This window comes from uncultured Oxalicibacterium sp. (assembly GCF_913776015.1).
In the GTDB taxonomy this organism is placed as follows: Bacteria; Pseudomonadota; Gammaproteobacteria; order Burkholderiales; family Burkholderiaceae_D; genus Oxalicibacterium.
In genome coordinates this window covers 24,255-31,379 of record NZ_CAJYMD010000079.1, presented here as the reverse complement: position 1 = coordinate 31,379, position 7,125 = coordinate 24,255, and the positions used below count along the sequence as shown (strand labels likewise).

Genomic DNA, 7,125 nt, shown 5'->3' with positions numbered 1-7,125 from the left:
CTGAAACACCACGCCGACTTGCCGCGTTTCAGGCGCTGCCGTGCGTTGCGCATTACTCAGCTCACGTCCGCCCAGCACGATACGTCCGGCTAGCAGCGATTCGAAACCGGCAATGGCTCGCAACACGGTGGTCTTGCCGCATCCGGATTGACCGAGCAGACAACCGATTTCACCGCGCGACAGCGAAAACGACAGTCCATGCACGATTTCATGCAAGGCATGATTGCTGCGGTAGCCGACGCGAATCGCATCGACGTGAAGATGGGGCGAGGCAAGGGCAGAAGTGACGACGGACATGCTGGCTCCGAATGAATGCGCCAAGTATACGAGTAAATGTGCTGGCAAATTGATTATAATTTTCATTCAGCTTGCCTCACGCCTTGTTGCATTCGCCTCCTCTTTTCATGTCCGAGCACCTTCCTCCATTGGCTTTGCCGCGTTTCACCAGACAGCAAGGCGGCTTGCATCCTTTGCTGCTGGTTTCATTGCTGATTGCAGCCTTGGTGGCGTTGCCGATTGCGGGCGTGCTGTCGAATCTCTTTGTGGCGGGCGATGCCGATGCGCAAACATTCGCGCATCTGTGGCAAACCGTCTTGCCCGAATACATTCGCAACAGCATTGTGATTGGCCTGATTGTCACGCTGCTGACGGCCGTCATTGGCATCGGTTGCGCGTGGCTGGTGGCGGTCTTTGAGTTTCCGGGACGTCGCATCTTCGAATGGGCATTGATTCTGCCGCTCGCCATGCCAGCCTATGTGGTCGCCTACGCCTATACCGATTTTCTGCAATTCACCGGGCCGGTGCAGAGCGGCTTGCGTGCGTTGTTTGGCTGGCAGGGACGCAGCTACTGGTTTCCTGAAGTACGTTCCGTAACGGGTGCTGGCCTGCTGTTCGGCCTGATTCTCTACCCCTATGTTTATCTGATCGTACGCAATGCATTTCTTGAACGCAGCCCGCGCATGTGGGATGCAGCGCGCACGCTCGGCTCGGGACCGTGGCGCGCGTTTTTCCAGGTGAGTTTGCCGATGGCCCGGCCTGCGGCGGCGGCAGGGGTCGCGTTGGCGCTGATGGAAACATTGGCGGATTACGGTGCTGTGGCTTATTTCGGCGTGCAGACGCTGACCACGGGCATCTACAAATCCTGGTACATCTTTTCGGATCGTGCCGCAGCCGCGCAGATCGCTGGCGTTCTGCTGCTTACCGTCATGCTGTTGATGTTTCTCGAACAGAAAAGTCGCGGTCGTGCGCGCTATTACGCCGTCGGCGCTCGCGCCGTAGCGCAACAACGCACCGTACTCGGCGGTCGTCATGCGTGGGGAGCGTTCGTGTTCTGCGCGCTACCTATCCTGCTGGGTTTTGTCGTGCCCTTGCTGATTCTCGTGCAGTTGTTGCTGAATGCCGAAACGCTGGTGATTTCTGCACGCTATCTGGACTGGTTGCGCAATACCGTGTTGCTGGGCGGTGTGACTGCCTTGCTGGCAGTGGCGATTTGCGTGCTGATTGCGTATGCGGCACGCACGTCGGGTGGACGATTGCAGCGCATCTGCAATCGTATCGTCGGTATGGGCTACGCGATTCCGGGCGCGGTGATTGCCGTCGGCATCCTGATTCCCATCGTGCGAATGGATCAGTGGAGCAGCGAACATGGCGTGACGCTCGTACTGAGTGGCAGTGTGATTGCCTTGATCTACGCCTACCTCGTGCGTTTTCTGGCGGTTTCTCTGCAAAGCGTGCAGGCTGGCCTTGTCAAGATCACGCCAGCGATGGATGCGAGCGCGCGCAGTCTCGGGCACGGACTTGCTTCCATGTTGTTGCGTGTGCATGCGCCGTTGTTGTGGCGCAGTTTGCTGACGGCCGGTTTGCTGGTGTTCGTCGATGTCGTCAAGGAATTGCCGGCCACGCTGACGATTCGGCCCTTCAATTTCGATACGCTGGCCGTCATCACGCATCAGCTCGCCTCGGATGAACGGCTGGGTGAAGCGGCCTTGCCGGCTTTCACCATCGTGCTGATCGCCATCGTGCCGGTGATGGTTCTGGCGCGGGCAATTGCCAAGCCGTCACGCGGTTAATGCGCTTTTTGTACTCGTAGGCACCGCGAGTGTGGCAGGTGTGCTCGCTATGCAAAACGACTGCTACATGAAAATTACGCAAGGATGCGTTGCACTGATTGAGGGCATACTGCTGCTTTTCCCTGCTTTTCCTGTTGTTTTGTATGCGCAAGCCTTCCCGACATTCCACGCCAGCCACTTCTACCCAAAGCACTGCCGCGGGCGGTCAGGCGGCATGGCTGGCGGCGACCATGCCGGTTTTCTTCGTGCTGCTATGGAGTACGGGCTTCATCGCTGCCAAGTACGGATTGCCTTATGCGCCACCGTTGACCTTCCTCTCCCTGCGCTTTCTCGGTGTGATCGTGCTGCTATTGCCGCTGGTGTGGCTCATGCGCGCACCTTGGCCGCACGGGCTGACCCTGCATATCGCCGTGGCCGGCATTCTGGTGCAGGCCGGCTATCTTGCGGGGGTGTGGTGCGCCATCAAGTTGGGCATGCCGGCAGGATTGTCGGCGCTCATCGTTGGGATGCAACCCGTGCTGACGGCCTTCGCCGCGCCGCTGGTTGGTGAACGTGTGCGTGGTCAGCAATGGCTGGGGCTGGTGTTGGGTTTGTCCGGCGTGGCACTGGTGGTTGCAAACAAGATTTCGCTGATCGGCCTGACTTTCGAAAGCATCGCGTGGTCGGTGCTGGCCTTGTTCTCGATCACGATCGGCACCTTGTATCAGAAGCATTACTGCCCGCAGTTCGATCTGCGTTCGGGAACCTTGATCCAGTTCGTTGCCTCGCTGCTGGTCGTGTTGCCGCTCGCCTGGTGGCTGGAAGACTTGACCCCGTCGTTTGCCGCCGTACAGTGGACGCCGCAATTTTTCGGCGCCTGGATGTGGTCGGTGCTGGCGCTGTCGATTGGCGCGATCTTCCTGCTGTTTGCCTTGATCAGACGCAGTGCGGCGACCAAGGTCACCAGTCTGCTTTACCTAACGCCACCAACCACGGCCATCATGGCGTGGCTCATGTTCGGCGAAACCTTCAGCCTGGTTGGTGCAGTCGGCATGGTGCTTGCCGTGGCGGGCGTGGCATTCGTGGTGCGGAAGTAATTTACGGACGAGCGCATCGTGCAAGCGGACATGACTGTTTTTTTCGCTTGGCGCTAACGATCATTTGCCCTATCGGTGTGAGTGGCAAGGTAGCAAACGGTAAGCCTGAGCGCTCAGGGAAGTGCTCTTGTTGTGTGGAATCCCTTTGTAACGCAAACGTCAGTCGGCAGCCTTGCCTTCATCGTGCCGAGGCGGAGGAATATATTCAATATTTCCCAGAACAAGGGCGCGGCCGGCAAACAGGCCGCCTGTCGTTTCCAGTGCGAATCGCTCGGCATCTCTATTGCGCACTTCCGCGATCAACTCTTCGGCTTCCTGTTCTTCTGAACCTAGTAGGATCACCGCCTGTTTTGCCATCTGCAACGATGATTCAAACGTTTCGCGCACGACGAAGTTTGCATCGTGCTTGACTAACGCGAGGGCATGTTCTCGGTCGAAGGCACGGACCACGAGTTTGGTATTGGGGCACTCATGATGCGCTGTTTCTACAATACGCGTGACAGCATTCTTGTCATCGATGCACACCAGGATAACGGATGCCTGGCGCGCGCCTGCCGCATGAAGAATATCTGCGCGTGCGCCATCACCATAGAACACCTTGAAGCCATACGGTTCAGCAGCCCGAATGACATCCGGGTCGCTATCGATGATCGACAGTTTTGCGCCCTTGGCCAGGGGGCCTTGGCTCGCAATCTGACCGACGCGACCAAAGCCGATGATGAGAACCGTGGCCTGAACATCTCTCGGCTCTTCCACACCGTCCAGTGAAGCCGTCTGCTGACCGCCAAACCGTTTGTAGAGAACGACGACCATTGGTGTGAATGCCATTGAGAGTACGACAATGGCGGTGATGCTTGCATTGATTTCCGACGTAATGACGTTCAGCTTCAGCGCTTCCGTAAAGAGCACAAAAGCAAACTCGCCACCCTGCGCCATGAGGATGGCCCGGTCGGTTGCTTCTGCATGACTGCTTTTTGCCAGCCGTGCCACGCAGTAAATGCAAAGCGCTTTTGTGCTCATCAGTGCCAGCACACCAGCGATCACGAGTTGCCAGTTGTGTGCAACGACATCGAGATTCAAGGCCATGCCGACGCCAAGGAAGAAAAGTCCTAAAAGCAGACCTCGAAACGGCTCAATGTCCGCTTCGAGTTGATGACGGAAAGTCGATTCCGAGAGCAAGACCCCGGCCAGAAATGCGCCCATTGCCATCGACAGGCCACCCAGCTCCATCAGAAGCGCAGACCCTAGTACAACCAGCAAAGCTGCTGCAGTCATCACTTCGCGTGCTTTGGCTTTTGCCAGAACACGAAACAAGGGATTTAACAGCCAGATGCCGGCGCAGATCAGCGCGGCCAATGATAGGGTAGCAAGACCTGCTTTTTCCCAAAGAGACACATCATGGTCCTGGGTAATCTCGCCGGGCGCAAGGAAGGCGACAATTGCAAGCAGAGGAACGATCAGCAGATCTTCGAACAACAAGATGGAAACGATTCGTTGCCCTTTCGGGGTTTGAATATCACCGCGTTCACTGAGGACCTGCATGACGATGGCAGTCGACGTCAGTACAAATCCTGCACCGCTGATAAACGACACTTGCCACGAGTAGCCGAAGCTCATACCGACGAAGGTGAGAAGCAACGAGCTCAACACAACTTGCATGCTTCCCAAACCGAAAATTTGGCCGCGCAGACTCCACAGGTGGGAGGGTTTCATTTCCAGTCCGATGATGAACAAGAACATCACGACCCCAAGCTCTGCGATGTGAATGATGGTTTGAGCATCGGACATCAGGCCGAGACCCGATGGGCCAATCGCCAGGCCGGCAGCCAGATAACCAAGCACAGAGCCAAGGCCAATACGCTTGAAAAGCGGTACGCCTAGGACGGCAGCGCCTAACAGAGTGACGATCCCTACCAATTGACTACCGCTTCCATCGATTGCCATGATGTTCCCCTTGGTTAGGCCTTGGTGCCCGATGCGGATGCAATTGTATAGAGAACAATGACAGGGAGATTGGAGAAGAATTTTTTTGTTAAAGCGACTATGGCATTGCAGATCGCAACTAAGTCAACCAACCCCGACCATACCGATACTTTATTTCTTCCTTGAAATATTTGATGGATGTACGGCTTATTTTCTGCTTGTGGATATTTGATCCGTGAATAAGTGAGAAACCGCATATTGTCAGTTAGAAAATAGTTTAATGACTGGCGCTAACTAGTTAATTTTCTTGCGTATTTTTTCGAGTTTGCTAAACTGCAAGCAATTTTCAGGTCTCAAAATTTGGGAGTCGCAGATGCTCAGGTCCGCGCTAGGCGTGTTTTTTTCGTTGATGATTGTGTTCAGCCCTTTGGTGCAGGCTAAGGACACGAAAAATACGTCGGCGAAAAAGCAGACGACGGCGAGCAAGACGACTGCCAAGAAAACCACGTCAGCCAATGCCGGCAGCGCGAAAGCTGCACCTAAAACCGCAAGCCGCGCATCTGCCGGCAAGGCCACCGCAAACAAGACTGCCGCCGCAGGAAAGTCGTCGAGCAAGGCGCAAAAGAGCACGGCACGCAATAGCAAAGCGTCTTCGCGCCAAAGCGCATCGCTCAACAACAAGGAAAATCTGGTCAAGAAATCGGTAGTCGTCAACGGCAAGCGCAAGACCGTTTATGAGCGCGTCGCCAAGCCGGTGTTGCCAGTCGTGCCGCCCGTCGTCACGGCAGGCGATCTGGCCGGTCTCAACATGACCCGCGATCCGCTGGCGCTGGCATCGAACGTGGCACTGGTGCTGGATCAGTCGAATGCCACGGTCCTGTTCGAGAAGAATGCCAATGTGACTTTGCCGATCGCGTCGATCACCAAGTTGATGACGGCGTTGGTCGTGGTGGAGTCGCGTCAAGACATGAACGAGATTCTCGAAGTGACCAACGACGATATCGATCGCGAAAAGAACAGTTCTTCGCGTCTGCGTGTCGGTTCGCGTCTGTCGCGTGCCAACATGCTGCATATCGCACTCATGAGTTCGGAGAATCGTGCCGCATCGGCACTTGGTCGTCACTATCCGGGCGGTTTGCCGGCATTTGTCGTGGCGATGAATGCCAAGGCGCGTGAACTTGGCATGACGGGTACGCATTATGTCGATTCGACTGGTTTGTCGAGTCAGAACGTCGCGACGGCACGCGATCTGGCGAAGCTGGTAACGGCGGCATCGCGCCATCCGGTGCTGTGCCAGTATTCGACCGATACCAAGTACGTGGTCGAGCCAGGTGGCCATTCGCTGCAGTATGCGAACTCCAATCGTCTCGTCAACAATCCGGATTGGGAAATTGGTTTGCAAAAGACCGGTTACATTTCCGAAGCGGGGCGCTGCCTCGTGATGCAGGCACATATCAATGGTCGTCCGATTGTGATGATCTTCCTCGACTCCAAGGGCAAGTATTCGCGACTCGGCGATGCCCAGCGTATTCGCAAGTGGATCGAGGAAACGCAACCACAGAATGCCAGCCGCAAGGTACGCGCCATCGAAAGTTGATGAGCTGCTCGCTCGTCGCAATACAAAGGCCGCCTGATGGGCGGCCTTGTCATTTCAAGCAGGTCTTCTTGCCATAGGGTTCCTGTTATGTATGGCAAGTTTTCGTGACGCGTTCATGACTGCTGGCAAGGCGTGGACAAAATCATACGGCGGAGAAAATTTTTACGCGAAAGCGTTTGAAATCCTTTTCGGCATGCGTACAATCGCGCCCATTCATTCAACTGCGGAGGTCCTGCGTGGACACTTGTTCTAGTCATAGTAGTCAGCCGGTCGAACAGACTGGCATCTTAATGGCGAGATAACGCGCGGATTTTCCTGCCGTTTCTCGTCCGGGCGAGAGGCGGCATCGGTCAGCAGGCGTTCTGTCTGTTTCCCAGCCTTCTTCTTACACACTCTACTGATCAATGCCTTGGCTGCGCGCCGGTACGATGTTGTTCGTCCTGTGCAGCAGTCAGGGTAC

General features: G+C 55.9%; 5 protein-coding genes. 3 read left to right on the top strand and 2 right to left on the bottom strand.

The window, feature by feature from the left end; all coding sequences use genetic code 11:
* Positions 1-297, bottom strand: a 297-nt coding sequence (locus QZ725_RS14495; RefSeq protein WP_293781158.1) for an ATP-binding cassette domain-containing protein, incomplete at its 3' end; no start/stop codon positions are given.
* Positions 298-404: 107 nt separating this feature from the next.
* On the opposite strand from QZ725_RS14495, the gene QZ725_RS14490 reads away from it, so the two are divergent.
* Together QZ725_RS14490 and QZ725_RS14485 are read left to right on the top strand one after the other, a co-directional pair.
* Positions 405-2,069: an iron ABC transporter permease gene (locus tag QZ725_RS14490; protein WP_293781156.1), complete on the top strand. Its 1,665-nt coding sequence runs from the start codon at positions 405-407 to the stop codon at positions 2,067-2,069.
* Between the two features lie 230 nt (positions 2,070-2,299).
* Positions 2,300-3,145 carry a DMT family transporter gene (locus QZ725_RS14485; protein ID WP_293781164.1) on the top strand — a complete coding sequence of 282 codons (846 nt, stop codon included), beginning with the start codon at positions 2,300-2,302 and terminating at the stop codon, positions 3,143-3,145.
* A 159-nt stretch (positions 3,146-3,304) separates the two neighbouring features.
* On the opposite strand, the gene QZ725_RS14480 is transcribed toward QZ725_RS14485, so the two are convergent.
* Positions 3,305-5,089, bottom strand: a complete 1,785-nt coding sequence (locus tag QZ725_RS14480) for a monovalent cation:proton antiporter-2 (CPA2) family protein (RefSeq protein ID WP_293781153.1) — start codon at positions 5,087-5,089, stop codon at positions 3,305-3,307.
* A gap of 352 nt (positions 5,090-5,441) precedes the next feature.
* Here QZ725_RS14480 and pbpG point away from each other — a divergent pair, with 352 nt between their 5' ends.
* Positions 5,442-6,665: a D-alanyl-D-alanine endopeptidase gene (pbpG, locus tag QZ725_RS14475; protein ID WP_293781150.1), complete on the top strand. Its 1,224-nt coding sequence runs from the start codon at positions 5,442-5,444 to the stop codon at positions 6,663-6,665.
* Positions 6,666-7,125 lie beyond the last annotated feature (460 nt).

Excerpts from the sequence above, each read along its gene's own strand:
- QZ725_RS14490 (WP_293781156.1), top strand. The coding sequence starts at position 405 with ATGTCCGAGCACCTTCCTCCATTGGCTTTGCCGCGTTTCACCAGACAG.
- QZ725_RS14485 (WP_293781164.1), top strand. The coding sequence starts at position 2,300 with ATGCCGGTTTTCTTCGTGCTGCTATGGAGTACGGGCTTCATCGCTGCC.
- QZ725_RS14480 (WP_293781153.1), bottom strand. The coding sequence starts at position 5,089 with ATGGCAATCGATGGAAGCGGTAGTCAATTGGTAGGGATCGTCACTCTG.
- pbpG (WP_293781150.1), top strand. The coding sequence starts at position 5,442 with ATGCTCAGGTCCGCGCTAGGCGTGTTTTTTTCGTTGATGATTGTGTTC.